The organism is Metabacillus litoralis (assembly GCF_003667825.1).
Lineage (GTDB): Bacteria > Bacillota > Bacilli > Bacillales > Bacillaceae > Metabacillus > Metabacillus litoralis_B.
Window position 1 is genome coordinate 249,912 of sequence record NZ_CP033043.1, and the last position, 26,126, is coordinate 276,037.

Sequence of the window (26,126 nt, forward strand, 5' to 3'; positions counted from 1 at the left end):
CCGTTTAATGAAACTTGCAACAATAAAGAACGAAGGTAAAGAGCTTGCTGTTATTGTTACAGCTGAAAAAGCTGTTTCTATTCGAGAGATTAATAGGGTTCTTGGAGTGAATTGGAGTGAAGACCTTTTTAATATTTTACAAAAAAATCAACTTTCTTCATTGAATGACTGGTATAGAAGTGGAGGGTTGGATCAACTCGGAAGTTCTTCGTTAGTGGATGTTGATAACTTGTCATTTGGCCCTTTGTATCGCAATCCAGGAAAGATATGGGGAGTGGGGATGAATTACGTTGAAAAGGCCATTGAGTTATCCGGAAGTCCACCTGGGGAAGAGCCTGTTATTTTTATGAAGCCACTTACTAGTGTGATAGGTCCTGATGATCAGATCGTTTTGCCGGATCAATCTTCACAGGTTACAGCGGAGGCTGAGCTTGGTGTTATTATCGGGAAAACGTGCAAAAATATTAAGGAAGAGGAAGCGCATAATGTTGTTGCTGGTTTTACAACAACGTTAGATATGACGGCAAAAGATATACATGCAAAGGATCCACGTTTTTTACAACGCTCCAAAAGCTTTGATACGTTTTTTAGTTTCGGCCCATACTTTTTAACAGTAGATGAATGGGAAGACTTAGAAGATTTAAGAGTAATGACAAGTATAAATGGTTGTGCGAGGCATCAAAACGTTGTCCGCAACATGATGTTTAAACCTTGGTGGATTGTTTCCTTTTTCTCAGAAATAATGACCCTACATCCTGGAGATATCATTATGACGGGTACTCCGGGATCGGTTCTGATTCGTGACGGGGATGTTGTGGGATGTGAAATCTCTGGGTTTAAGGAGTTGAGAAATTCAGTTGTAGGAAAATATAGTGTTAATCGATTGGAGTAGGTGTCTTCGGAGAGATACCTGCTTTTTGTTTATGTTAGGATTTGTTACTTCTGAAGAATTGTCAGCAATATTTTTAGTTAAATGATACAAAGGGAACATAAACAATTCATAGATCCTCTAATGATTTATCGGAAATTCTACTATAAAATGTAAGTAGATGTTAACTTTATTGACATAGTTGGGTGATGAAGTATTACAATAAGAGATTTAGATGATAAAGGAGGATCACATGGAGACAAATTATGATTTAAAACCAATTTTAAGTGAAAAGAATCGAATACTAGGTCCAAAAGCTTATGTGGCGATGTGGTGGGGAGACGCAGTTATGGTTGGGTCGTTTATGTTAGGATCAAGCCTTATTCCTCCATTCGGTGAATTAAACTTAACACAAGCATTAATTGGATTAGTTTTGGCGAATATACTTGCGGCCTTATTATTTGCATTAAATGGTAGAGTGGGGTGGAAGCATGGAATACCTATGGTTGTTCAACTTCGTTCATCCTTCGGCCCAGTTGGAGCAAAAATACCTTCGTTAATGCGTGCAATACCAGCACTATTTTGGTATGGAGTCCAAAGCTGGTTAGGAGCACAAGCCTTAAATCAAATTTTCATGGATATATTCGGTTTTAATAATGTTTGGGTATGGTTCTTCGGGTTTCAAGCATTACAAATATACTTATCTGCTAAAGGAATCAAATCGATTAAGTGGATTGAAGTGGTTGGTTCTGTTGTCATTATGTTAGGCGTTGTGTACTTAATCTTCTTATTTTTATCTACATTTGGCTTTGAAGTAACAGAGACGGCTAATATTAGCGGTTCATGGGGTATTCCATTTTGGCTGGCTATTTCAGTTTTGATAGGTCAATTTTCAGCTTTATTATTGAATGTGTCAGATTATACAAGATATTTTCCTAGAAAAGCTTCTGCTAAAACATTTATCGGGTCGCATGTAGTAGGTATAGTTCCACCAATGATTTTGTTACCTATCGTTGGAATTCTTGGTGCAGCTGCTGTAGGAATATGGAATCCAGTAGATATTATATCTGATCATATTTCAAGTATGTTTGCAAGTATCATCATTTTATTGTTTATTGCAATTGCTCAAATTACAACAAACTTAGTTGCAAATATAATGCCACCAGTGCTTGTGGCAATGGATATTTTTAAGATTTCGTGGGAAAAGGCATGTGTAATTGTCGGAATATTAGGTATAATCACTTGTCCATGGTATATCATGACTGATTCAACTTTTAATCTATTTATCTCCATTGTCTCTGCATTTTTAGGGCCAATTTTTGCTGTGATGGTAGCAGATTTCTATTTAGTACATAAAGGAAACTACAATGTTAACAAACTTTATGATGTGAAGACCCTGTTTCCAGCATTTAAAGGGTGGAATCCAGCTGCAATTATTGCAATTGCTGTAGGTACTTGTTTTTCATTTATTAATGTTGATCTATCTTGGTTGTTAGGAATTGTTCCAGCTGGGGTTGTTTATACAGTAATTATGAGACTATGGATAATAAAGCGTGATGAGTATGTTAAAGAAGGATTTGAGCAGAGCTTTACACAATCAACTGATATCGAAGATCAAGCAGTGTAAAAAAGGGATTGGTGCTTAAGTAAACCTTAAGCACTGCTTTCATTTTAAAATATAAAGGGGATGAAATAGTGGAACAGTTAGATCTAATCATAAAAAATGGAAGTGTTGTTCTACCATCAGGTCTAGAGAAAATGGACATTGGAATAAAAGACGGAAAAATCACTGAAATAGAAAAAGCTATAACAAAAAGTACACTCAACATATGGGACGCTACTAATCAATACATTTTCCCAGGAATGATCGATGTTCATGTACATTTTAGTGAGCCAGGAAGAGAGCATTGGGAAGGTTTCCATACTGGCTCACAAATGATGGCTGCTGGTGGTTGTACAACATATTTTGATATGCCGTTAAATGGAATTCCCTCTACAGTTACGAAAGAAGCTCTTTATGAAAAAGCAAAATTAGGTAATGAAAAATCTTATGTCGATTTTGGGTTGTGGGGAGGACTCGTCCCGGGAAACGAATCGGATTTAGAAGAACTGGCGCATTCTGGTGCAATCGGATTTAAAGCATTTCTCTCAACTACAGGTAATAAAGAGTTTGAAGCGGTTGATGATATAACTTTACTTAATGGAATGAAGAAGATCGCCAAATTAGGGAAAATTTTAGCGCTTCATTCAGAAAGTGCGGCAATAACAAATTGGTTAAAAGAACAGAAGGAACAAGAAGGAAATATAAGTGCAGATGATTATTTAGAAACACGACCTATTATAGCTGAAGTAGAAGCAGTTGAACGAGCTATTTATTATTCAGAGCTTACAGGCTGTCCACTTCATTTTGTTCATATTAGCTCAGCGAAAGCGATTGAGAAGATTGAAGAGGCTAAAGCAAAGGGACTAAACATCACAGTGGAAACATGTGCTCATTATTTATTATACAACCATGAACATTTAAGGGAATTAGGAACTGTGGCAAAATGTGCACCACCTTTACGAGAAAAAGAAGAGCAGGAGAAGTTAATTACCTTATTAATCAACGGGAAATTCGATATGCTTACCTCTGATCATTCTCCATGTCCTTATGATTTGAAAGATCCTAATGTATATAATTTGTTTGAAGCATGGGGAGGAATTAGTGGTGGGCAATTTACGCTTTTATCTGCAATTGAGCTTGCTACTCGCTATCAAATTCCCTTTGAACAAGTTGCAAAGTGGACAGCACAAGCGCCAGCGGATAGGTTTGGTTTATCTGATAAAGGACAGATCAAGGTTGGTGGAGATGCCGACTTTGCTATTGTTTCTTTCGAAGACTCCTTCACAGTAACAAAAGAGAATTTCTTTGCGAAGCATAAGGAAACCTTGTATATAGGGCATACGTTTCCTTGTAAGATTATTGGGACAATTAATAGAGGTAATATTATCTATGAGAATGGGAACATTCTAGATCAAGAATCTTATGGGGAATGGGTAAAACCTATAAAAGTAGAAGTAAAAACTTCATAAAATATGTAATTTGCAAAGCCTTTTTTTAAAATAATAGAGGTTTTGTTTTTTCTATTATTGAATATGTTTATTAAAAATAAATGAGGGGGCAGTTGAATGAATAAACCAATTGTCGGTTCAAAAACAATGGTCGTAAGTCCGCACTACTTAGCATCTCAAGCGGGAAACACAATCCTTGAAAAAGGAGGAAATGCGTTTGATGCAGCAGTAGCTGTTAGTGCCTGCCTTGCGGTGGTATACCCACATATGACGGGACTTGGTGGTGATTCTTTTTGGCTAACATACAGTAAAAAGGATCAAAAAGTACGTGCATACAATGGAAGTGGACGAACAGGAGTAAATGTAACACGTGAAGTATATGAAGGGAAAAGCTCTATTCCTACTCGAGGTATTGAGAGTGTGATAACAGTGCCTGGTATGGTCGATAGCTGGGATGCTGTATTAAAGGAATATGGGCGACTTTCGTTAGAGCAAGTGTTGCAGCCAGCAATTGAGTATGCTTCTAAAGGGTTTCCATTCTCACTTGACCAGCATGAGAATACAGTCAAAAATGCAGAGATGTTAAAAGAAGATAAAGATACAGCAAATGTGTTTTTACCCACAGGAAAGATCCCTATGGTAAATGAAAGATTCGTACAAGAAAACTTAGCAACAACATTAAAAAAGTTAGCATCATCTGGTAGAGATGAATTTTATAAAGGTGAGCTTGCATATCGGCTTATTTCTAGCTTAAAAGATAAGGGTGGCAAGCTAACGGTTGAGGATTTGGCTCATCATAAAGGAGAATGGACTGAACCACTTACCTCTACATATCGCGGGTATAATATGTATCAAGTTCCTCCAAACTCACAAGGCTTTGTGGGATTAATGGCACTGAATATATTAGAAAATTTTGAACTTACTGCCATTTCCGAAGGATCTTATGAATATTATCATTTATTAGTAGAATCATTGAAAAGAAGTTTTCAAGATCGAAATAAACATTTAACAGATCCTGAGTTTTACTCCGTTCCTATAAAAAGATTATTAAGTAAGGAGTATGCAAAAGAGATGGCAGGTGCCATTCAATTTGAGCGTACTAATGATATAGAAACTCAATCGGTTGGCAGCGACACAGCACATGCAGCTGTTATTGATGAGGAAGGAAATGCCGTTTCCTTTATACAAAGTCTTTATTTTGAATTTGGATCAGGTGTGGTTGCTGGAGATACAGGTGTTGTTATGCAAAATAGGGGCTCGTTTTTCTCGCTTAACCCAAGTGATGTGAATTGCCTGGAGCCGAGAAAAAGAACTTTCCATACTCTTATGCCAGCAATGGCTCTAAGAGATGGTCAGCCAAGGATTCTATATGGCACACAAGGTGGTGAGGGTCAGCCACAAACTCAAACAGTTATCATTACAAGAATGATTGACTATGGCATGAATCCGCAACAAGCGATAAGTGAACCTAGATTTGTTTGGGGAAGAACGTGGGGACAACAAACTCAAGAGTTGAAAATTGAAGGTCGAGTCAGCATTGATGTGATTGAGGAATTATCAAAAGCTGGACATATTGTTAATAAAGTTGAAGATTTTGCCGGAATTATGGGCCATGCAAATGCAATAGTCATTGATGATCAGGGCTTTGTTCATGGTGGGGTGGACCCTAGGAGCGATGGAGCCGCGATTGGAAGGTAATCTTTAGGAGAGCCCGTTCTTTGGTAGGACGGGTTTTTCAAATGGAAAAAGGCTGGATTTGATGTTACGAGTATTACGAGTAGTTGAAAAGATTTGAGTTAATCACAGTAATAAGCACAAACAGACATGTAAGGTAAAAATAAAGCAAAACTGATTCGGAAATTTGATCACAACTTTTCTACTCTAAAGAAATTTCACCTTCAAATGTTAATAATTTAACTAAATTGCTAACCGTTTGTTTGGTAGAAAAGCATATATATAAATATTTTGAAATATGTATAAAAATGAAGAAATTTATGGTCTTTAGAAGGGAGAAATTAAGTTGTCGTTCTTACATTATAAAAAAGAATATATAAGAGGTGACCTATCTTCTGGACTAGTTGTTGCTGCATTGGTCATTCCACAAGGTATAGCTTATGCATTGATAGCAGGGCTGCCACCTGTTATAGGATTATATACAGCAACCATTCCAGTGCTTATCTATTTATTATTTGGGTCGTCTCCACATGTTTCAATAGGACCTGTTGCGATGGTCTCAATTCTTATTTTCAGTGGGGTGACACCATATGCTGTTGCTGGTACTCCCGAGTATATCCAGTATGTTGCTATATTGACGATTCTCGTTGGTGTTATTCAGTACCTCTTACACTTATTAAAAGTTGGGGTAATTGTTGAACATGTTCCTCATGGTGTTATTAGTGGTTTCACTTCAGGATGCGCGGTGATCATAGCGATGAATCAAATAAGCACAATCATTAAAATGCCATTGCATGATCGAGGTAATATGATTACTTCCTTAGGATTGATTATAAGTAATCTGAAAGATATTCATGTATTAACAGCCATAATTGGCCTTACCTCAGTCATTGCACTTATGTCATTAAAAAAGTTACTACCAAACTACCCTCAACCAATTATCCTCATACTTATAAGTACAATGATTGCATATGTATTAAATGTTTCAACCAAAGGTGTAGTGCTTATCGGAGAAATTCCAATGGGGCTTCCTCCATTTGTGTTACCTGAATTAAATTTGGACAAAGCAACTGTGATGTTACCAACTGCTATTGTAATTGCATTTATAGGCTTTATTGAGACGTTCGCTATTGCAAAAGTGATTGCAAAGAAAGAAGGATATTCAATTCGTCCCAATACGGAATTAAAGTCTCTTGGCATTGCGAATCTGATTGGAGGCTTTTTTTCATCAATGCCAGTAGCGGGTGGGTTTTCGAGGTCTGCAGTTAACTATAGCTCAGGAGCAAAGACAAAATTTTCTTCTTTTTTTAGTGCAGCAATTGTTATAGTTACGTTAGCTTGTTTTACGTCATTGTTTGCATTTATTCCAAAAGCAGTTCTTGCCTCTATCATTTTAGTGTCAGTTATAAAGTTAATCGATGTAAAAGAGGCAATCCACTTACTTAGAACCAATATACTGAATGGAGCTATACTTCTTTTAACTTTCTCAGTAACGATTGTTTCAGGCCCGAAATTTGGACTAGGCATTGGAATTTTCCTCTCTATTTTGTCTGGTATTCGAAAAGTAAATATTTCATATAGTATTCGTTAAACATAATTTTTCTTTATGTAAGACTTTTAACCAAGCCATCTTCTTATTATACTAAGACTATATATACTTAAAGGATGGGTTTTCATTGAAAATAGATCATATTGATAGAAAAATACTTGAATTACTCACGATTAATGGCAGAATGTCTTATTCAGATATAGGAAAAGAACTAGATTTGTCACGGGTATCCGTTCGAGAACGTGTAAATCAATTAATAAACAATGATGTAATTGAAAAGTTCAGTGTTGTAATCAATTCTGAGAAGATGGGCAAAAATGTTTCAGCTTTTTTTGAGGTTGACTGTGAACCGGCTTATTTAGTTGAGGTAGCTGAAACATTGGCGGATAATCCCTGTGTCTCAAGCTGCTATCAAATGACAGGCCCTAGTACACTACATATGCATGTGTTAGTAGATGACTTTGTGGCATTAGAAAAATTTATCAACAATGAATTATATGCACTTGAAGGAATTACTAGAGTGGAAAGTCACATTTTACTTAGACGTTTTAAAAGTCGAAGCGGGATGAAACTATAATAAAATTTGTAAAGAATGACTTTAGAAAGGAACTATCAAAGGTCATTCTTTTTTGTTGAAATTTTTCTGGAAATTGTATAGAAAATTAACTATATATGGTTTATAATCATAAATATCTTCCGTTTGTTAATTCAATATAGAATTATAACTAACAAACGGTAATGGTGATTGCATGAATGGTAAGATCCACCATAAATATCGTAAAGGAACATTTAAATGAAAAAGGGGAGAATAAAATAGCGAGGGGAATTACATTGAAAAATCTCATGTAGAAGGGTGATTACAAATGAAACACCTGCAGCTTTTTTTAGCGTTTTTTCGGGTTGGAATGCTTGGATATGGCGGTGGTCCATCTTCAATACCACTTGTTCATAAAGAGGTGGTTGAAAAGTACAAATGGATGAATGATGATGAATTTGCAGATGTGTTAGCTTTGGGGAATACATTGCCTGGGCCTATTGCTACAAAAATGGCAGGATATATTGGTTATCGAGTCGCGGGAATTTTAGGTTTAATAAATGCAACACTGTCTACGATTCTTCCTACTATTGTGTTAATGATCGTTCTTTTAACAACAATTAGCTCTGTCAAAGATTATCCATGGGTTCAAGGAATGACAGCAGCAGTCGTACCTGTCGTAGGAGTCATGTTAGCTACTCTAACTTGGGACTTCTTTAAGAAATCTCAAAAGTCACTTGGCTGGGTAAAAGCTTTAGCACTTATATGTGGTAGTTTTCTTTTAATGGAGATTCTTGGTTTACACCCTGCCATTTTAATTGGAGGACTTTTGCTTGCGGCGATATTAAAAAGAGATAAAAATCCTGATAAAGATCGGAAGGTTGAAAGGGGGAGTGCTTAGTGCTATATTGGGAGATTTTTCTGGCCTTTTTTATACCAGGGATATTAGGTTACGGAGGTGGTCCAGCATCTATCCCACTTGTTGAAAATGAGGTAGTGGATCGATATGGCTGGATGAATGTAAATGAATTTAGTGAGGTCCTTGCGTTAGGTAATGCTCTTCCAGGTCCAATTGCCACTAAGATGGCAGGTTATATTGGGTACCAACAAGGGGGAGTGTTAGGAAGTCTTGTTGGGATTTTTGCTACAGTTGCTCCCTCATTAATCTTAATGATCGTTTTATTGGGATTTCTATATAAGTATAAGGACTCTCCGAAAGTAAAGAGAATGACAACATTCATTCGCCCTACAATTGCAGTGTTATTAGGGATGATGGCATTTAGCTTTTTCTTTACGTCATATCAAGATACAGGAATATATCAATCGCTTTTTCTAGTAGTGATAAGCTTTTTGTTATTAGAAAAGGTGAAAGTGCACCCTGCATTAGTGATCGTTGGTGCGATGGGATATGGAGCTGTTTTTCTAGGGTGATTTACTGCACCCCAGTAAGTGGGGTGCAGTAAATTCTATAGTACTTTAATGAACATTAATTAAAGTATTTCCTCATTCAAAATACTTACCTCTGACACAGCAGATTTATCTCCATATAGATATGTTAGATGATTTTCACCCCATGCACATTAAGAGTATAAATGTGTTCTACGTACCCCCGTCTTTTGAAGGCGGGGGTTTCTTTTCTACTATCTTATATTGTTCTCCGGAAAAGGTGAAAAAGAGCAAATATGTGTCTGGATACCGGAAGAATCGGGACGTGAAAAGGTACTAAGAGCGAAAATGTGTCTCGATAGCTGAGGAATCGGGACAAGTAATGGTGCAAGGAGCAAATATGTGTCTGGATACCGGAAGAATCGGGATAAGCAAGGATCCAAAAAGCAAATTTGTGTCTGGATACTGGAAGAATCGGGACAAGAAGTGGTGCAAGGAGCAAATATGTGTCTGGATACTGGAAGATTCGGGACAAGAAAAAGTGCAAAGAGTAAATTTGTGTCTCGATACAAGAGGAATCGAGACAAGCGAGGGTCCAAAGAGCAAATATGTGTCTGGATACTGGAAGAATCGGGACAAGCAAGGGTGCAAAGAGCAAATATGTGTCTGGATACTGGAAGAATCGGGACAAGCAAGGGTGCAAAGAGCAAATATGTGTCTGGATACTGGAAGAATTGGGACAAGAAAAGGTGCAAGGAGCAAATATGTGTCTGGATACTGGAAGAATCGGGACAAGAAAAAGTGCAAAGAGCAAATATGTGTCTGGATACCAGGAGAATCGGGACAAGAAAAGGTGCAAGGAGCAAATATGTGTCTGGATACCGGAAGAATCGGGACAAGCAAGAATCCAAAAAGCAAATTTATGTCTGGATACTGGAAGAATCGGGACAAGCAAGGGTGCAAAGAGCAAATATGTGTCTCGATACCAGGAGAATCGGGACAAGCGAGGGTCCAAAGAGCAAATATGTGTCTCGATACCAGGAGAATCGGGACAAGCAAGGGTCCAAAGCGCAAATTTATGTCTGGATACTGGAAGAATCGGGACAAGCAAGGGTGCAAAGAGCAAATATGTGTCTGGATACTGGAAGAATTGGGACAAGAAAAGGGGCAAAGAGCAAATATGTGTCTGGATACTGGAAGAATCGGGACAAGCAAGGGTGCAAAGAGCAAATATGTGTCTGGATACTGGAAGAATCGGGACAAGCGAGGGTGCAAAGAGCAAATATGTGTCTGGATACCAGGAGAATCGGGACAAAAAAGGTGCAAGGAGCAAATATGTGTCTGGATACTGGAAGAATCGGGACAAGCAAGGGTGCAAAGAGCAAATATGTGTCTGGATACTGGAAGAATTGGGACAAGAAAAGGGGCAAGGAGCAAATATGTGTCTGGATACCGGAAGAATCGGGACAAGCAAGGATCCAAAAAGCAAATTTGTGTCTGGATACTGGAAGAATCGGGACAAGAAAAAGTGCAAAGAGCAAATATGTGTCTGGATACCAGGAGAATCGGGACAAGCGAGGGTGCAAAGAGCAAATATGTGTCTCGATACCGGAAAAATTGGATAAGAATTTGTTATAGGTGTTGCAACAGGTATGGAAAAAGTAGAAAGTGTTATAGGAGCACTTAATAGTCACTATCTTGATGTGATTATCATTGATGAGTCAACAGCAGCGGCGGTATTAGAAAGAGTAACTAAATAAAACGATCATCATGTTAATCCTAACAAAAAAAGCTTCAATTCCTTTAAAAGGAACTGAAGCTTTTTCTATTCCCTAATTAACGGAAGGGTGCAACAGCGAAATGCCCCACCTGATTTTATAATCTCAGTAATATCAACCTCTATAACATGAAAACCTCGTTCCCGAAGCTTTTGATTCACATCTTTATTGATAGGTAAACTCAATACTCGCTTTTCTCCTATCGATAAAACATTAGTACCTAAAGTTGCTTGTTCTTCCTCATTTACCTCAATTAAGTTATAGCGAGATGATAGCAATTCTACCTTGTTCTTTTCTATTTCGTTAGGGAAAATTAAAGCATCTTCCGGTGATAAGATATTAAAAACACAATCTAAGTGAAGATACTTATCTGTAAATGGAACTTCAATAACGTCAAAAGTGGGTAACAGGCTTTGTAAATGTGAAATAGCATTTTCGTTTGTTCGATTACTCACACCAACGTAAATTGTGTTTTGATCAATAAAAACATCGCCACCTTCGATTTTATCTCCAATCAAATTTGTGTATGTAACTTGCTCCTTTTCTAGGTAATCGATAAATGTTGTTTCTTCACCTCTTCTCACATCATGAGCCATGTCTGCCGCAAAAACTTGATGACCTAGTACAAATCCAATATCACGGGTGAAAACCTGTTCAGGAAAGTCTTTTTTAGGGGGAAGTAGAATCACTTCCACATCATTTTCTTTTAATGTCTTGACTAAGTCTTTATGTTGCTTTTGAGCTAGCTTTGTGTCGATATTCTCTTCTAAAAACCTTTTTTGGATTTCATTAATTGGTTCTTTAATTGTCATAAAATCTGGTGAACATAAAACCACCTTTTTTAGGGTGTCATATTCAGATTGACAAGAGCATTTTATGTAATCAAGATTTTCCATGTTCTCCTCCTCATTTTCATTCTTAATGTGTAATATTCCCAAACTCAGAAAATTATTAAACGTCTGCGTTTTAATTGAGCTTAGAAAAAATAATAATTTTTTGTTGTACAAATAAAAAATCTATGATATATTTCTTTATGCAAGGTTAGTGCAAACGATTTCGCAAACTGTTGCACAATATCTCATAGATAAATTCTCTTGATAACCTTATTATTCGTAATGAAATAATAGATTAAGAGGTTACAAGTAAGAAACTCTATGTTTTTTTAAAAATGTTTGTGCAAACGTTTCCTCACCTAAAACAGCGCAGTAGCGCAAATAAATAAAACGGGGGTAAAAACAATGGGAAGTAAAAAAATATTTTTAAGCTTTTTCTCGATTCTATTTCTTGTAAGCGTTGTATTAGCTGGTTGTTCCGGCAGTGACTCTTCTTCTGGAAATGAAGGATCAGGTTCTGAAGGAGATCAAGTAACTCTAGATATTTTCCAATTCAAAGTAGAATTCAAGGATCAGTTTGAAGCAGTAGCAGAGCAATACCAAGAAGCTAATCCAGGGGTGAAAATTAATATCCAAACTGTAGGTGGCGGAGAAGATTATGGTGCAGCGTTAAGATCTAAATTTGCATCTGGTGACGAGCCTGCAATTTTCAATATTGGTGGTCCTACTGACGTAATTGACTGGGAAGATAGCTTAGCTGATTTAACTGATTCTGCTGCAGCTGGTGCGGCACTTGAAGGTACACTTGACGGTGTAACGAAAGATGATCAAGTACTAGGCTTACCATTCAACCAAGAAGGTTATGGTCTAATTTATAACACTGAAATTTTTGAAAAAGCGGGAATTAACCCTGCAGATATTAAAGATATGGCTTCTTTAGAAGCAGCTGTTAAAACTTTAGATGAAAAGAAATCAGACCTAGGTTTAGAAGCAGTATTTGCACTACCTGCAAAAGAAACTTGGGTAACAGGTTTACACTTATCAAACGCATTTATTTCTCCAGAATTTGATGGAAACGTAACAAGTGCATTTGAATCAAAAACAGTTGATTTTAAATATGGCGATGCAATGAAAAACTTTATTGATCTTCAAAATAAACACTCGGTTCAACCTGTTGTTAGTCTTGATTATTCTCAACAAGTGGAAGAATTATTCTCTACTGGAAAAGTAGCGATGATTCAACAAGGTAACTGGGTATATGGTTCAATTGCTGGAATTGACGAAGAGCTAGCAAACAACAAGGTTGGGATCTTACCTATCCCTGTTCCAGGATACAAAGAAGATGCGATTCCAGTAGGAGTTCCAATGTACTGGGCTGTAAACAAGAATAAAGATGAAAAAGTAATCGAAGAAGCAACAAAATTCCTAGATTGGTTATATACATCTGACGAAGGTAAAGAAGTTGTACTTAATGATTTCAAATTCGTTCCAGCTTATGAAGGCTACGATGCTTCAAAAATTACAGATCCACTTTCAAAACAAGTCTATGAGTATGCAGAAGCAGGAAAAACAATTGGATGGGTATTTATGGGTTATCCAGCAAACTGGGGTCAAAATGAGCTTGGTGCTAATATCCAAAAATATTTAGCTGAAGAAGCTACTTGGGAAGAGATTGTTGAAGATTCAAAAGCTGCTTGGGCAGAGTCTAAAGAATAAGGTGGAGATGGATAAAGCAAAGTAGCAGATTGTTGCTACTTTGTTTTATTAATCCATGTAAGGAGTGGCTTTGTTATAAGCTGCTCCATAAACAAAGGTGCCTATAACCTTCGTTTATGGAGCGACTTATAGATTGAGCGCTTGACTACTACATTAAAAAAGCAAAAAAGTGTTGGAGGGATTCACATGATGCGTACTCGGGATCTATCATATTGGTTATTCTTAGCACCTGTCCTGTTTGCATTGGCAATGGTTATAATCATACCTTTACTAATTGGTGTTTATTATTCATTTACAGATTGGAACGGTATTAAGATTGGTTCATTTGTTGGACTTGAGAATTATATTGATGCTTTTAAGGATGAAGAATTTCTAGCATCACTTTGGTTCACAACGAAGTTTTCCGTTGTATCTGTTTTATTAACAAATGCTATTGGATTAGGTTTAGCGTTAATTGTAACAACAAAAATTAAATCAAGTAAATTCTTAAGAACTATCTTCTTTATGCCTAACTTAATTGGTGGATTAATTTTAGGTTTTATCTGGCAGTTTATTTTCATTAAGGTTTTTGCCGGAATTGGAGATGTATTAGGTATAGAATCATTAAAAGGCTGGTTATCAACAACAGAAACTGGATTCTGGGGATTAGTTATTTTAATGAGCTGGCAAATGTCAGGGTATATCATGATTATTTATATTGCTTACTTAGAGGGTCTGCCAAGTGAGCTACTTGAAGCTTCTGAGATTGATGGAGCAGGACCTTTCCAACGATTCAGATATATTATTTTCCCACTTGTTGCACCAGCATTTACAGTAAGTATGTTCTTAACTCTATCAAACTCGTTCAAGCTATACGATCAGAACTTATCCTTAACAAGTGGTGGACCTTATAATTCAACACAAATGGTTGCGATGGAAATCTTTAAAACAGCTTTTGGTGAAAGAGATATGGCTTACGCTCAAGCAAAAGCAGTTGTCTTCTTTATTATTGTTGCGGTCATCTCATTAACTCAGGTGTATATGAACAAGAAGAAGGAGGTTGAAGTATAATGAGAAGTAAATATCAATTTCCTGTTGAAATCTTGGGTGTTGTTTTAGGGATTATCTGGTTAGCACCTTTTTACTTAATGATTGTTAACTCGTTAAAAACAAAGAGAGAAATCTTTACTGATGTCTTGAAGTTACCAGAAGAGTTTACACTTGCTAACTATTTTCAAGCCTTTGAAGAGCTTGACTTTATTCAAACATTTTTCAACTCTTTACTTATTACAGTGATTAGTGTTGCGATTATCATTATTTTTTCATCAATGGCAGCCTATGCACTTTCAAGAAATAAGAGCAAAACAAGTACCATTCTTTTTATGCTATTTGTAGCGGCAATGTTAATTCCTTTCCAGTCAGTAATGATTCCGCTTGTTACTGTATTTGGACAAATTGAAATGCTAAACAGAGTTGGATTAATCTTCATGTACTTAGGTTTTGGTAGCAGTTTATCGATTTTCTTATTCCACGGTTCATTAAATGGAATTTCTAAATCATTGGATGAAGCTGCAACAATTGATGGATGCAATAAGTTCCAGGTTTTCTGGTACATCATTTTCCCAATATTGAAGCCTATCACTGTAACAGTCGCAATTCTAAATATCATTTACATTTGGAATGATTATCTATTGCCTTCATTAGTTATAAATCAAGAAGGACTTCAAACAATACCATTAAAAATGTTCTTCTTCTTTGGTGAATATACAAAGCAATGGCACTTAGCTCTTGCAGGCTTAACAATTGCGATTATTCCTGTTATTATCGTGTATTTCTTTGCACAACGCGAAATTATTAAAGGAATTTCTGAAGGTGCAGTAAAATAATTGAAGTGAAAGTAGAAAAGCGTTTCCATTATCCTTCTCGACGTATTATGATAGAAATAAGAATTGGTGTTTCTAACACCTGCAATTAGTAAGGAGGCAGCAATGATCGTAACAATTAAAGATGTTGCAAAACGAGCGAATGTAGCTCCTTCAACTGTGTCGAGGGTTATTGCAAACAGTCCTCGTATTAGTGAGCAAACTAAAAAACGAGTTCGAGAAGTGATGGAGGAACTAGGATATCATCCAAATTTTCAGGCGCGCAGCTTAGTTGCAAAAAGTACTCAAACAATCGGCGTGGTTATGCCAAACTCAGCGTATTATGCCTTTCAAAATCCCTTTTTCCCAGAAGTATTAAGAGGGATTAGTACAAGCGCACATGAAAATAAATATGGAATTTATTTGTCTACAGGATCGGATGAAAACGAAATCTTTAATGAAGTTGTATCGATGGTTCAAGGTAGACGTGTTGATGGCATTGTCCTTCTATATTCAAGAATTAACGATAAAACAATGAAATTTTTACATGACTCAAATTTCCCTTTTGTTGTTGTGGGTAGACCTTATGAAAATGAGGAAAGAATTTCATTTGTTGATAACGATAATATTTATATAACAAAACAAGTAACAAAATATTTAATTGAACTTGGACACCGTCATATTGCATTTGTTGGAGGTAGTCTCCATTTTGTCGTAACCATTGATCGTTTAAATGGATACAAGTTGGCGCTAGAGGAAGCTGATATTCCGTTTAATGAAGAATATATGGTTCACGAAGAATATATTAAGGAAAACGGAAGAGAAGCGATCAGGCTTCTTATGTCCTTAGACTCTCCACCAACGGCACTTGTGACCCAAGATGATTTAATTGCATATGAAATGATTAGTCATTTAGAGGATATGAATGTAAATGTTCCAAATGATATCTCTATTATAAGCTTTAACAATTTAATGCTTTCTGAGCATTCTAAACCGCCTTTAACTTCAGTTGATATATGCATTTATCAACTAGGCTTAGAAGCAACAAATTGTTTAATTGAGAAAATGAACAAACCAGATTCTTTGCCGAAAAGAATTACAATTCCTACTAAATTTATTGAGCGTAAATCATGTAAAAAAAAGAAATAAGCTTTAGTAAAAAGGATAATTGATCGCAATGTATTGAAATGTGTACATACATTTGATCATTTGTCCTTTTCTTTTATAACATGATCAGTTCTGCATACACATAATATTTAATGTGTATGCCTCAAGATAATGGAGAAAAAACTAGGAAAATGAACAGTACAGAAAATTAATTCGCATAAGAGAGGAAGTAACATGAACAAGATATGGTGGAAAGAAGCGGTTGCCTACCAGGTGTATCCTAGAAGCTTTATGGATTCAAATGGTGATGGAATTGGTGATCTTCAAGGAATGATTTCAAAATTAGATTATATTAAAGATTTAGGAATAGATGTTATATGGATTTGCCCAATGTATAAATCGCCTAATGATGATAATGGCTATGATATTAGTGATTATCAAGACATTATGGAAGACTTCGGAACGATGGATGACTTTGATCAGTTGTTAAAAGAAGTTCATAGCCGAGGGATGAAATTAATAATCGATTTAGTTATTAACCACACAAGTGATGAGCATCCTTGGTTTATTGAATCACGCACATCTAAAAATAGTGAAAAACGTGATTGGTATATTTGGAGAGATGGTGTAGGCGGAAAAGAGCCGAATAACTGGGAGAGTATTTTTAGTGGTTCAGCATGGGAATATGATGAAAAAACAGAGCAATATTATATGCATATTTTTTCAACAAAACAACCGGACTTAAACTGGAGAAATCCTGAAGTTCGTCATGCCCTATACGATATGGTCAACTGGTGGCTTGATAAAGGAATAGATGGTTTCCGTGTTGATGCAATTAGTCATATTAATAAAGAAGAAGGATTAAAGGATATGCCAAATCCAGAAGGACTAAAGTATGTTCCTTCTTTTGATAAGCATATGAACGTTAAAGGCATCCATACCTACCTGCAAGAATTAAAAGAAGAAACGTTTTCGAAATATGACATCATGACTGTTGGTGAAGCAAATGGAGTCAAAGTCGAAGATCACGAAGATTTAGATCAATGGGTTGGAACGGAAAATGGTAAATTCAATATGGTGTTTCAATTTGAGCATTTATCATTATGGAACGCAACAAAAGAGAATAGCTTAGATATTTTAGGGTTAAAAAACGTTCTAACAAAGTGGCAAAAAACTCTCGAAAATAACGGATGGAATGCTCTTTTTATAGAAAATCATGACCAGCCACGCCGTGTTTCAACTTGGGGAAATGATAAGGAATACTGGTATGAGAGCGCTACGGCACTTGGTGCTATGTACTTCCTCATGCAGGGAACTCCTTTTATTTATCAAGGACAAGAAATTGGGATGACAAATGTGAAGTTCAACTCGATTGAGGAATATAACGATGTAGCCGATCGAAATATGTACCGAATTAAGCGTGAAGAAGGCGTTCCGCATGAAGAGATCATGGAAGTAATCTGGTCATCCAGTCGTGATAACTCAAGAACCCCGATGCAATGGTCCTCCGAGCAAAATGCAGGCTTTACAACAGGAACACCATGGCTTGGTGTAAATAAAAACTACCGTCATATTAATGTTGAAGTACAACAACAAGACGAAGGATCTGTTCTACATTTTTATAAGAAAATGATCAAGGTTAAAAAGGAAAATGATGTGTTTACGTATGGAGCATATGATTTAATCTTAGAAGATCATTCTCAAATTTTTGCTTACACCCGAACGCTAGAGAATGAAAAAGTTGTTATTCTCACAAACCTTACGGGAGACTCGGCAACTTGGGAAGAAGATCTAGAATTTAATGTTGAATCAAATCAATTGCTTCTTTCCAATTATGAAGTGAAGCAACATCAAGCAATATCAAAATTTGAACTAAGACCTTATGAAACAAGGGTTTATTGGGTTTAATGTTTAATGAAGGCATATTACTTTTAGTGATATGCCTTTTTTAATTCATTTAGTAAATTATGGTTGTAAAACTAATGGGGTTAGTTTATCATAAAACTAATAATGTTAGTTTTAATGCTAATTTAGTAAGGGAGAGGGATCGTAATGAAGGTAACAAAGATAGGGAATGTTTATCAATTAACGTTTTTACCAGGCTTCTTTCCGGTAAACTGCTATGTGATTGAAGAAGGTTCAAGCCTTACACTAATAGATACAGGGCTTCCTAATAGTTATAAAGGGATTGTTAAGATAATTAATACCGTCGGTAAGCCACTTAAAAATATTATGCTAACACATGCTCACGGAGATCATGTTGGCTCCTTAGTTGAATTGAAAAATCAATTTCCAGACATACCTATTTCTGTTTCAGAACGTGACAGCCGATTATTAAGAGGTGACACATCTATAGATAAAGATGAGCCGCAAGCTCCTATAAAAGGTGGTATTCCAAAGGATATTAATTTAGTTCCTGAACAGCTTTTAAAGGAAGGAGATCAAATTGGCTCCTTAGTTGTTATTACAACACCTGGGCACACACCTGGCTCTATTTCCTTTTTTGATACGCGTGATCAAGCAGTTATTGCGGGAGATGCCCTTCAAACTAGAGGAGGAATTGCAGTAAGTGGTCAGATACGTCCGTTTTTTCCGTTTCCGGCAATGGCTACATGGCACAAAGAAACAGCTCTTGAAAGTGTGAAAAAGATTAAAGCATTACAGCCAAGTTTACTTGCCGTAGGTCACGGTGAAATGATTGAAAATCCAGCAGAATCTATCCAGCTTGCTATTGATCAAGCAGAAAAGAAATTAGTAACAAATTAAGAAAGAATGGAAAGGTAGAGATGCACGAATGCCTAGAATGGGACTTGACTTACAAACAATTTTACAAGCTGCAGCAGAAATAGCAGATGAACAAGGAATAGAGGCCGTTACGCTAGCAACATTGGCTAAAAAACTTAATGTTCGTTCTCCGTCCTTATATAATCATATCGAAGGGTTAACAGGACTTCGAAAAAAATTAGCTGTTCATGGTATGGAGTTACTCTATAACAAGCTAGCCGAAGCTGCAATTGGGCGGTCACAGGATGATGCTGTTCATAGTGTGGCCGATGCATATATTGCATTTGCACGTAAACACCCAGGACTTTATGAATTAACATTAAATGCATCAGATCCAGATGACCACGACATTCAATTAGCAGGGAAACGAATTGTTGACTTAACCGTTCAAGTATTAAATGGGTATGGACTTGAAAATGATGAAGTCATCCATGCTGTACGAGGTATTCGTAGTATATTACACGGCTTCTCCTCACTCGAACATAAGGGTGGATTCGGTTTACCTCTTGATCTTGATCATAGTCTTCATTTATTAATTGATAGTTTTTTAGCTGGTATTCATAAAATGAAAAACGGGGGATAAGTTGTTAGAGATGGCAAAAAGTAAAATCATAATCGAAGATAAGAGTCCGAAAAAGAAATCGTAGATAAATATGAGTAATCGAAGATAAAAGCTTAAAAATCGTAGATAAATTTGAATAATCGAAGATAAAAGTTTAATAATCGAAGATAAACTTCCAAAAATCTAAGATAAACATGATGTTCATCATTTTTTCAATAGTCTTAAAGTGAAAATTCAAACCGAAACTTCCTCTTGAGCCTCAAATCATACCTTGTGCAAGGTGACAAAGGTCTGTGATAACATAAAAGCAATCAAAAAGTGAATAGTAGTAGTATTCTAATATTCACTCTCGAGGGGAAGTTAGTAAATAATGAAGCAACAGCATGATTTTACAAACGGAAATATTGTTAAACAAATATGGATTTTTTCACTTCCAATTATGCTGACAAACTTATTGCAGGTTTCTTATCAATTTATCGACAGCTTATGGGTGGGAAATTTACTCGGTGCCACTGCATTAGGTGCGATTGCTGTTTCGGGCACAGTCATTTTTACGATTTTATCGTTTATTATCGGCATAAATAATGCTACATTGACCATTCTTTCTCAACAAAAAGGGAAGCAAAATGAAGCAGGATTAAAAAACTATATTAATGCCTTTATCGTTGTCTTGACAGCTATGGCGGCTTTGTTGGGTATAATCGGCTTCATTCTATCTGAAAAGATTTTAACATGGCTTTCAACACCACCGGCAATGATTCCGGAAGCAACTGCTTATCTCCAAATTAATTTTATTGGAATACTTTTTCTGTTTGGTTATAACTTTATTAGCACCGTTTTAAGAGCATTAGGAGATAGTAAAACACCGATTCGATATGTCATGATTGCTGTGATATTAAATGCAGTGTTAGATCCACTTTTCTTGTATGTGTTTGATATGGGAATTGAGGGAGCTGCGTATGCAACGATTTTATCTCAGGGGATTTCATTTATATATGGTGTTTTTGACGCAATAAAAAGAGGATTAGTTCCGTTTATTTTTCCTAAGTTGCCTACAGTTGATGAAGTGGCAACGATTATGAAGCTAGGGTTACCTTCAGGATTGCAAATGACTGTCATATCAGCGGGTGTGATGGCAATCATGAGTGTTGTTAACTCATTTGGAAGTGATGTTGTAGCAGGCTTTGGTGCTGCACAACGGTTAGACAGTGTGATTATGCTGCCGGCAATGGCACTTGGAACAGCTGTAAACAGTATGGCAGGTCAAAATATTGGGGCCAATAAATGGAGCCGTGTTCACGATATAGCAAAATATGGTGTTTTATTTAATTTGTTTATTATGATTGCGATCAGTACAATCGTATTTGTTTGTGCAGAAATGGCAGTTAGACTTTTTATCGATGAACAAGATGCTTTACAATTCGGAAAAGAATATTTACGTATCATTGCCTTTTTCTACCCATTTTTAGGTATTAATTTTATCCTAAATGGCATTGTGAGGGCTGCAGGCGCCATGTTCCAGGTACTTGTATTAAACATTATTTCCTTTTGGATACTACGATACCCGCTTTCATATCTTTGCTCCTTATGGCTGGGTGACAAGGGAATTGCCGTTGGAATGGGGCTTAGCTTTGTGATAAGCAGTGTGATTGCTTTTGGATATTATAAGTTTGGGAAATGGAATAAAATTGAACTGGAGCCTTCAAGAGCAGCTCATAAATAATTCATCTTAATCTTGACACCACGAAAAATACTCGGCATAATAAATTAAAATAAAATGGAACGTTATAAAAAGAGGACCAGTATGCGGGGACTTATCAATTCAGAGAGTGAAGTTTAGTAGCTGAAAGACTTCATATTGAAAAGCCGCAGAACCTACCTCTTGAGTCCTGTGCAAACATAGGCGCATCCCTAGCGTTATAGGGTTAAGTGGGATGTTGAAAAAACATCCAATCAAGGTGGTACCACGGAAGCAAAGCTCCTTTCGTCCTTATTATATAGGGATGATTGGGGCTTTTTTGTACGATCATAAAGTATAAAAATTTTCTGTGCGATAATGCTTTCGTCATTAGGAATTGGTGATAAGCTAAGTTTTTCTAATTGAACGAAGAGAAGTGGAGGAGAAGAACATGGAAAAAAAGCGAATTGTTGTCAAAATCGGAAGCAGCTCTTTGACAAACTCAAAGGGGCAAATTGATCACGAAAAGTTTACTGATCATGTTCAAGCTGTCGCAGCATTACGTGAGGAAGGGCATGAGGTATTATTAGTTTCATCAGGTGCAGTTGCAGCCGGCTTTGCTCGTTTAGGTTACCCAACTCGTCCGTCCACGTTAAAGGGAAAACAAGCTGCTGCAGCTGTAGGCCAAAGCTTGCTTGTTCAATCTTATATTGAGCAATTTAGTCAATTTAACATTGTTCCAGCCCAAATTCTTCTTACTCGAAAAGATTTCTCAAAACAAGAGCGTTATAAAAATGCCTATGCAACTTTAACAGAGTTGTTAGAACGAGGGATATTACCGATCATTAATGAAAATGATACGGTTTCAGTTGAGGAGCTTACCTTTGGTGACAATGATATGCTTTCCGCACTCGTTAGCGGGTTAATCCATGCAGATCAGCTTATTATCTTAACTGATATTAACGGACTGTATGATGCGAATCCTACTAAACATCCTGATGCCAAAAGAATTGACTTTCTATCAGAAGTAACTGATGAGATGCTTAGTGCTGCTGGTGGCTCAGGTTCTAAAGTGGGCACAGGTGGAATGAAATCAAAACTAATGGCAGCCAAAACAGCGATATCACTTGGTGTTCAGGTATTTATTGGATTAGGTAAAGGGAAAACCAAGCTTGTAGATATTATCGACGGACAAGGAAATGGTACTTACATTGGTAAGGCTGGATTGCAATCGATTAATAACAGTCGTCAATGGATCGCTTTCCATTCTGAAATATCCGGTACCATTTATGTTGATAAAGGTGCTGAGGATGCCTTGCTTTATAAAGGAAAAAGTCTTCTCCCTGCAGGTATTTACGATATTAAAGGGACTTTTCAAAAAAATGAAGTTGTTGAAGTAGTCGGCCCAAATGGCTTACTTGGTAAGGGAGAGGTTCTTTTTTCATCAGGTGAGTTAAAAGCAGCAATGGGAAAAAGAAGTGAGGAACTAAGTAAAGATGTATTATCTTCTATTGTAGTTATTCACAGAAATAAATGGGTAAAAGCATAGGGAGGTTGTAAAAATGGGTGAGGTTTTAGTGAAGGGGAAAGCGGCAAAGGAAGCTAGCTTTGCATTGGTTGATATTTCAACAGAGGAAAAAAATGAAGCATTATCTAAAATTGCCGATCAACTAATTTTAGATCAAGGTTTTATTATTGAAGAAAATAAGAAAGATCTTGAAGCAGGGAAGCAAAATGGATTAAATGATAGTGTGTTAGATAGAATTATGTTGAATGAAAAACGAATCGGTGATATGGCTGAGGCAATTCGTTTATTAATTGAGCTGAAAGATCCGGTTGGCGAAACGATTGAAACAATTGAAAAAGAAAACGGTCTGCGTATAAAGAAAAATCGAGTACCAATTGGTGTGATTGGGATGATTTATGAAGCAAGACCAAATGTAACTGTTGATGCAGCTACGTTGACATTGAAAACAGGGAATGCAGTCATTTTACGAGGCAGCTCTTCAGCTAGCTTTTCAAATCAAGCCTTAATGAAATCAATTCATAAAGCGCTTGAAAAAAGTAATGTTCCAATTAATGCGATACAACTTATTGAAGACACAAGTAGAGAAACAGCAAAAGAGCTTTTTCATCTTAAAGAATATTTAGATGTTCTTATTCCACGTGGAGGAAAAAATCTAATTGATACAGTCGTGAGAGAAGCAACCGTACCTGTATTAGAAACAGGCGCTGGAAACTGTCATGTGTTTATCGATGAAACTGCTGATTATCAAATGGCTGAAAACATTGTAGTGAATGGTAAAACTCAACGTCCGTCTGTATGTAATGCAATCGAAACAATCTTAATAGAAGAAAAGTGGTTTGAACAGTACGGGAAAAATCTTTTAGAAAAGTTGGCTGAGCTTGAGGTTGAAATTTATGGGGATGAGGCTGTTCAAAGTGCCTTTACCTCTGCGAAACTAGCTACAGAAGAAGACTGGTATACAGAATATCTTGCATTATCAGTAAGTGTGAAGGTTATAAAAAATGTGGACGAGGCGATTTCTCATATTAATAAATATGGAACAAATCATTCAGAAGCAATTGTGACAAAAAAACAGGAAAATGCAACAAAGTTTCTTAATAGAGTGGATGCTGCAGCTGTTTACCATAACGCTTCAACACGTTTTACAGACGGATCTGAATTTGGTTATGGTGCAGAAATTGGAATCAGTACTCAAAAATTACATGCCAGAGGCCCTATGGGGTTACAAGCATTAACATCTAGTAAGTTTTTTGTTTATGGTACAGGTCAGGTTCGGAATTAATAGAGCAAGAGGGTGCCTGAAAAAATGGCACCTCTTTTGCTGTTATTTTGTATATTTAAAAAATCCTTCTCCCGTCTCAACACCAAGTTTACCTTTATCAATATATTCTTCTTTTAGGTGTTTAGCGAGCTTTGTATATTGCTCACTGCCAGTAGCCTCAGCTTTTCCTTGTGCAATATTATATGCCGTTTTAATTCCAACAACATCTAAAATAGCAAATGGTCCTTTTGGTGAACCAGTTGCGACCATCCATGTTTTATCAATTGTTTCTGGATCTGCCACTTCATTTACTAGCAGCATCTGAGCAGCCTCCAACAATGGCACTAGTAACGAATTCAGTATATAGCCTGGTTGTTCTTTATGTAGTGGTAAAGCAACCATTTCAATTGCTTCTGCAAATTCAATCACTTGTTGAAATACATTCATATCCGTGCCTGGATGTTTCATAATTTCTGCCGTGTTGTTTATCCAAATCTCATTAGCAAAATGTAAAGCCAAGAATTTTTCAGGTCGCCCAGTTGCTTCAGCAAACATACTTGGCAAAAGTGTGGAAGAATTTGTTGCAAAAATTGTTTTTTCAGGAGCCACTTTTCCTAGTTCTTTGTAAAAGTCATTTTTAATTTGCACAACTTCAGGTATGGCTTCAATAACTAAATCTGCATTTGCCACAGCTGTAGATAAATTAGAGCTAAACGAAATTCGGTCAAAAGCAACATTCACTTCTTCCTTAGATGCTCCTAAATCTTCTTGGTAACGTTGTGTTAATTTTAGTATTCTTTCTTTGGCTTGTTGAGTCGCCTCATCATTAATGTCATAAACAAATACCTGAAAACCTTTATATGCTGTTTGATAAGCAATTTGACTTCCTAAAACTCCACCACCAGCAACTGTAATATGTTTGAAGTTCATCTTACTCCTCCTTTTTTCTAATACAATAGTCTATATATAGTATAAACAAAACTTGAAATAGGATGATATATTTGAGCAGTTTGTTCGCTGGGTGTATACTAAGCAAATAACTCAATTGCATGAGGGGGAACAGTATGGAATTCAAGCCAAAAGCCATTTTCTTAGACATGGATGGGACCATTTTAAACCATCAAAACTTTGTGAGTGTTAATACAAAGGAAATCATTGATAAGATAAGAAAAAAGGGGATTTATGTTTTCATTGCAACAGGAAGAGCTGTTGATGAAATAGAAAGAGTCGTACCGGAAGGATTTGAAGTAGATGGGGTTGTTACATCTAATGGAATGTCAGGATATGTAGGTGAAGAATCTCTTTTTGAACATTCACTTGAGCGTAAATTAGTTGAAAAAATTATAGAAAGAGCAAGAGATCATAAAATATATTATGAGCTTTTTCCGTATGGGTCTTCTCGTGTAACATTAAAGCAAGATCAAGAGTATGTTGAAGCTGAGATTAGTGGGGATAAACCTGAAAGTGTTGGAATTAATGAGTGGCTTTCAAGGCAACAAGCGATTAAAGAAGAAATTGAATGGGCAGAAAAGGTAGAGGGTGAAAAGTTCTCTAAATTTTATTTTTTTGCTAAATCAAAAGAGAATATTAATAAGTGGAAAGATGAGCTTGATGAAATTAAAAAAGACATAAATTTCACTACATCTATTTCATCTCATCATAATGTTGAGGTCATGGTCGCAAATGTAAACAAAGCAACTGGCATTCAACAAATGTTAGAGAAATTTGGTGTGACAGTTGATGAAACTCTTGCAATCGGTGATAGTGACAATGACATACCTATGTTAAAGTTAGTAAAATATCCAGTTGCAATGAAAAATGCATCAGATCACATTAAAGAGCTAGCTGTAGAGATAACTGAATACACTTGTGATGAAGATGGGGTATATCACTATCTAAAATCTAAATTCGAATGAAACAGTTATAGACGCATTTTTAGAATTGAAATGCGTCTATTTTACAAACATAAAAGGAG

General features: G+C 36.4%; 23 protein-coding genes and 1 other annotated feature. Of the genes, 21 read left to right on the plus strand and 2 right to left on the minus strand.

Translation table 11 applies throughout. The features are described from left to right. Positions 1–7: 7 nt before the first annotated feature. The 10 genes from D9842_RS01000 to D9842_RS01045 all read left to right on the plus strand — a co-directional run bounded on the left by D9842_RS01000 (position 8) and on the right by D9842_RS01045 (position 10,823). Complete coding sequence (locus D9842_RS01000; RefSeq protein WP_121660877.1) at positions 8–892, plus strand: fumarylacetoacetate hydrolase family protein; 885 nt, start codon at positions 8–10, stop codon at positions 890–892. A 229-nt stretch (positions 893–1,121) separates the two neighbouring features. After that, positions 1,122–2,495, plus strand: a complete 1,374-nt coding sequence (locus D9842_RS01005; RefSeq protein ID WP_162987260.1) for an NCS1 family transporter — start codon at positions 1,122–1,124, stop codon at positions 2,493–2,495. A gap of 68 nt (positions 2,496–2,563) precedes the next feature. Continuing rightward, positions 2,564–3,940 carry an allantoinase gene (locus tag D9842_RS01010; RefSeq protein ID WP_121660879.1) on the plus strand — a complete coding sequence of 459 codons (1,377 nt, stop codon included), beginning with the start codon at positions 2,564–2,566 and terminating at the stop codon, positions 3,938–3,940. A gap of 96 nt (positions 3,941–4,036) precedes the next feature. Then, entirely contained in the window at positions 4,037–5,617 is a 1,581-nt protein-coding gene (ggt, locus tag D9842_RS01015; protein ID WP_121660880.1) for a gamma-glutamyltransferase, read from the plus strand. Positions 5,618–5,939: 322 nt separating this feature from the next. After that, positions 5,940–7,184 (plus strand): SulP family inorganic anion transporter, encoded by a 1,245-nt coding sequence (locus D9842_RS01020; protein ID WP_162987261.1) that lies wholly within the window; start codon positions 5,940–5,942, stop codon positions 7,182–7,184. A gap of 85 nt (positions 7,185–7,269) precedes the next feature. Further along, on the plus strand, positions 7,270–7,719 hold the full coding sequence (locus D9842_RS01025; protein WP_121660882.1) for an Lrp/AsnC family transcriptional regulator: 450 nt from the start codon (positions 7,270–7,272) through the stop codon (positions 7,717–7,719). Between the two features lie 286 nt (positions 7,720–8,005). Then, positions 8,006–8,578: a chromate transporter gene (locus D9842_RS01030; protein WP_121660883.1), complete on the plus strand. Its 573-nt coding sequence runs from the start codon at positions 8,006–8,008 to the stop codon at positions 8,576–8,578. Continuing rightward, on the plus strand, positions 8,578–9,108 hold the full coding sequence (locus tag D9842_RS01035) for a chromate transporter (protein ID WP_121660884.1): 531 nt from the start codon (positions 8,578–8,580) through the stop codon (positions 9,106–9,108). Before D9842_RS01030 ends, D9842_RS01035 begins: the two co-directional genes overlap by 1 nt. 563 nt (positions 9,109–9,671) lie before the next feature. Continuing rightward, on the plus strand, positions 9,672–10,688 hold the full coding sequence (locus tag D9842_RS01040) for a hypothetical protein (protein ID WP_162987262.1): 1,017 nt from the start codon (positions 9,672–9,674) through the stop codon (positions 10,686–10,688). Positions 10,689–10,697: 9 nt separating this feature from the next. Next, a complete protein-coding gene (locus D9842_RS01045) occupies positions 10,698–10,823 on the plus strand; it encodes a sugar-binding domain-containing protein (RefSeq protein WP_257536043.1) in 126 nt (41 codons plus the stop codon). A 65-nt stretch (positions 10,824–10,888) separates the two neighbouring features. Here D9842_RS01045 and D9842_RS01050 read toward each other — a convergent pair whose 3' ends face one another. Continuing rightward, positions 10,889–11,737: a dimethylarginine dimethylaminohydrolase family protein gene (locus tag D9842_RS01050; protein ID WP_121660887.1), complete on the minus strand. Its 849-nt coding sequence runs from the start codon at positions 11,735–11,737 to the stop codon at positions 10,889–10,891. Between the two features lie 342 nt (positions 11,738–12,079). On the opposite strand from D9842_RS01050, the gene D9842_RS01055 reads away from it, so the two are divergent. From D9842_RS01055 to D9842_RS01100, 10 genes are all read left to right on the plus strand, one after another. Then, positions 12,080–13,390: an ABC transporter substrate-binding protein gene (locus D9842_RS01055; RefSeq protein WP_121660888.1), complete on the plus strand. Its 1,311-nt coding sequence runs from the start codon at positions 12,080–12,082 to the stop codon at positions 13,388–13,390. 189 nt (positions 13,391–13,579) lie between these two features. Then, on the plus strand, positions 13,580–14,440 hold the full coding sequence (locus tag D9842_RS01060; RefSeq protein WP_121664900.1) for a carbohydrate ABC transporter permease: 861 nt from the start codon (positions 13,580–13,582) through the stop codon (positions 14,438–14,440). Continuing rightward, positions 14,440–15,255 carry a carbohydrate ABC transporter permease gene (locus D9842_RS01065; protein ID WP_121660889.1) on the plus strand — a complete coding sequence of 272 codons (816 nt, stop codon included), beginning with the start codon at positions 14,440–14,442 and terminating at the stop codon, positions 15,253–15,255. The genes D9842_RS01060 and D9842_RS01065 overlap by 1 nt, the downstream gene beginning before the upstream one ends. Before the next feature lie 102 nt (positions 15,256–15,357). After that, positions 15,358–16,380, plus strand: a complete 1,023-nt coding sequence (locus D9842_RS01070) for a LacI family DNA-binding transcriptional regulator (protein WP_121660890.1) — start codon at positions 15,358–15,360, stop codon at positions 16,378–16,380. A gap of 192 nt (positions 16,381–16,572) precedes the next feature. Continuing rightward, positions 16,573–18,246, plus strand: coding sequence for a glycoside hydrolase family 13 protein (locus tag D9842_RS01075; protein WP_121660891.1), 1,674 nt, complete (start codon positions 16,573–16,575; stop codon positions 18,244–18,246). Between the two features lie 144 nt (positions 18,247–18,390). Continuing rightward, entirely contained in the window at positions 18,391–19,104 is a 714-nt protein-coding gene (locus tag D9842_RS01080; RefSeq protein ID WP_121660892.1) for an MBL fold metallo-hydrolase, read from the plus strand. A gap of 28 nt (positions 19,105–19,132) precedes the next feature. Beyond that, positions 19,133–19,705 (plus strand): TetR/AcrR family transcriptional regulator, encoded by a 573-nt coding sequence (locus tag D9842_RS01085; RefSeq protein WP_121660893.1) that lies wholly within the window; start codon positions 19,133–19,135, stop codon positions 19,703–19,705. Positions 19,706–20,054: 349 nt separating this feature from the next. After that, positions 20,055–21,407: an MATE family efflux transporter gene (locus D9842_RS01090; protein ID WP_121660894.1), complete on the plus strand. Its 1,353-nt coding sequence runs from the start codon at positions 20,055–20,057 to the stop codon at positions 21,405–21,407. Positions 21,408–21,463: 56 nt separating this feature from the next. Further along, positions 21,464–21,679, plus strand: a binding site (T-box leader). A gap of 134 nt (positions 21,680–21,813) precedes the next feature. After that, on the plus strand, positions 21,814–22,911 hold the full coding sequence (gene proB / locus D9842_RS01095; protein ID WP_121660895.1) for a glutamate 5-kinase: 1,098 nt from the start codon (positions 21,814–21,816) through the stop codon (positions 22,909–22,911). A 13-nt stretch (positions 22,912–22,924) separates the two neighbouring features. Continuing rightward, positions 22,925–24,172 (plus strand): glutamate-5-semialdehyde dehydrogenase, encoded by a 1,248-nt coding sequence (locus tag D9842_RS01100; RefSeq protein WP_121660896.1) that lies wholly within the window; start codon positions 22,925–22,927, stop codon positions 24,170–24,172. A gap of 42 nt (positions 24,173–24,214) precedes the next feature. On the opposite strand, the gene D9842_RS01105 is transcribed toward D9842_RS01100, so the two are convergent. Beyond that, entirely contained in the window at positions 24,215–25,081 is an 867-nt protein-coding gene (locus D9842_RS01105) for a 3-hydroxyacyl-CoA dehydrogenase (protein ID WP_121660897.1), read from the minus strand. A 134-nt stretch (positions 25,082–25,215) separates the two neighbouring features. Here D9842_RS01105 and D9842_RS01110 point away from each other — a divergent pair, with 134 nt between their 5' ends. Continuing rightward, positions 25,216–26,067 (plus strand): HAD family hydrolase, encoded by an 852-nt coding sequence (locus D9842_RS01110; protein WP_121660898.1) that lies wholly within the window; start codon positions 25,216–25,218, stop codon positions 26,065–26,067. The last annotated feature ends 59 nt before the right edge of the window (positions 26,068–26,126 follow it).

Coding starts and splice junctions, on each gene's coding strand:
- D9842_RS01000 (WP_121660877.1), top strand. CDS start 8: ATGAAACTTGCAACAATAAAGAACGAAGGTAAAGAGCTTGCTGTTATT.
- D9842_RS01005 (WP_162987260.1), top strand. CDS start 1,122: ATGGAGACAAATTATGATTTAAAACCAATTTTAAGTGAAAAGAATCGA.
- ggt (WP_121660880.1), top strand. CDS start 4,037: ATGAATAAACCAATTGTCGGTTCAAAAACAATGGTCGTAAGTCCGCAC.
- D9842_RS01030 (WP_121660883.1), top strand. CDS start 8,006: ATGAAACACCTGCAGCTTTTTTTAGCGTTTTTTCGGGTTGGAATGCTT.
- D9842_RS01040 (WP_162987262.1), top strand. CDS start 9,672: ATGTGTCTGGATACTGGAAGAATCGGGACAAGCAAGGGTGCAAAGAGC.
- D9842_RS01050 (WP_121660887.1), bottom strand. CDS start 11,737: ATGGAAAATCTTGATTACATAAAATGCTCTTGTCAATCTGAATATGAC.
- D9842_RS01055 (WP_121660888.1), top strand. CDS start 12,080: ATGGGAAGTAAAAAAATATTTTTAAGCTTTTTCTCGATTCTATTTCTT.
- D9842_RS01060 (WP_121664900.1), top strand. CDS start 13,580: ATGCGTACTCGGGATCTATCATATTGGTTATTCTTAGCACCTGTCCTG.
- D9842_RS01065 (WP_121660889.1), top strand. CDS start 14,440: ATGAGAAGTAAATATCAATTTCCTGTTGAAATCTTGGGTGTTGTTTTA.
- D9842_RS01070 (WP_121660890.1), top strand. CDS start 15,358: ATGATCGTAACAATTAAAGATGTTGCAAAACGAGCGAATGTAGCTCCT.
- D9842_RS01075 (WP_121660891.1), top strand. CDS start 16,573: ATGAACAAGATATGGTGGAAAGAAGCGGTTGCCTACCAGGTGTATCCT.
- D9842_RS01080 (WP_121660892.1), top strand. CDS start 18,391: ATGAAGGTAACAAAGATAGGGAATGTTTATCAATTAACGTTTTTACCA.
- D9842_RS01085 (WP_121660893.1), top strand. CDS start 19,133: ATGCCTAGAATGGGACTTGACTTACAAACAATTTTACAAGCTGCAGCA.
- D9842_RS01090 (WP_121660894.1), top strand. CDS start 20,055: ATGAAGCAACAGCATGATTTTACAAACGGAAATATTGTTAAACAAATA.
- proB (WP_121660895.1), top strand. CDS start 21,814: ATGGAAAAAAAGCGAATTGTTGTCAAAATCGGAAGCAGCTCTTTGACA.
- D9842_RS01100 (WP_121660896.1), top strand. CDS start 22,925: ATGGGTGAGGTTTTAGTGAAGGGGAAAGCGGCAAAGGAAGCTAGCTTT.
- D9842_RS01105 (WP_121660897.1), bottom strand. CDS start 25,081: ATGAACTTCAAACATATTACAGTTGCTGGTGGTGGAGTTTTAGGAAGT.
- D9842_RS01110 (WP_121660898.1), top strand. CDS start 25,216: ATGGAATTCAAGCCAAAAGCCATTTTCTTAGACATGGATGGGACCATT.